2 protein-coding genes are annotated in these 500 nt (G+C 35.4%); both read right to left on the bottom strand.

Annotation, left to right across the window (positions count from 1 at the left end):
* The coding region (locus V3W49_RS23180; protein ID WP_500148344.1) for a CbtA family protein at positions 1-255 on the bottom strand (255 nt) is incomplete at its 3' end.
* A 9-nt stretch (positions 256-264) separates the two neighbouring features.
* Entirely contained in the window at positions 265-480 is a 216-nt protein-coding gene (locus V3W49_RS23175; RefSeq protein ID WP_500148343.1) for a CbtB domain-containing protein, read from the bottom strand.
* Between the last annotated feature and the right edge of the window lie 20 nt (positions 481-500).

Raw genomic sequence — 500 nt, 5'->3', positions numbered from 1 at the left:
CAATGCTCCAATAGATGTTCCAAGAATAGCTCCTGCTAAAACTTGACCACCTTTTTGCCAATCTCTATATGAAGAATATTCTACCCAAAATTCAGGAGTATCTTTTTCTTCACCAGAAGAAAATAGATTTTGATTTTCAATTCCTATTGCCTCGTCTAGATATGGTTCTACAATTGCAAGATTAGCTGTACCATGAATAATACCTGCAAAACAACCTGCCAACAAAACTAAAGCGATAAAACGAGCAGTTTTCATGATAAAGACCTAATGACAGGGGAACCCTGCTGCATGTCTCATATCATGAGTGAGTTCATGAATAAACAGATCATCAAATGCTTCAGCGCCTTGAATTATACTGAAAAGATGTCCCTGATCATATCCAACTAAAAACAAACCAAATCCAAAGATTATAGCCAAAATTACAACTGCAAAAGTTGGAACAGCTTGTTTAGAAACAATAATCTCTTTGGAATAAGACATGTCCGTTCAAAGTTTTTTGT

Origin of the sequence: Rosenbergiella sp. YN46 (genome assembly GCF_036620675.1) — a bacterium.
GTDB lineage: Bacteria > Pseudomonadota > Gammaproteobacteria > Enterobacterales > Enterobacteriaceae > Jejubacter.
This window is presented reverse-complemented; position numbering and strand designations above follow the sequence as displayed.

Coding starts and splice junctions, on each gene's coding strand:
- V3W49_RS23175 (WP_500148343.1), bottom strand. CDS start 480: ATGTCTTATTCCAAAGAGATTATTGTTTCTAAACAAGCTGTTCCAACT.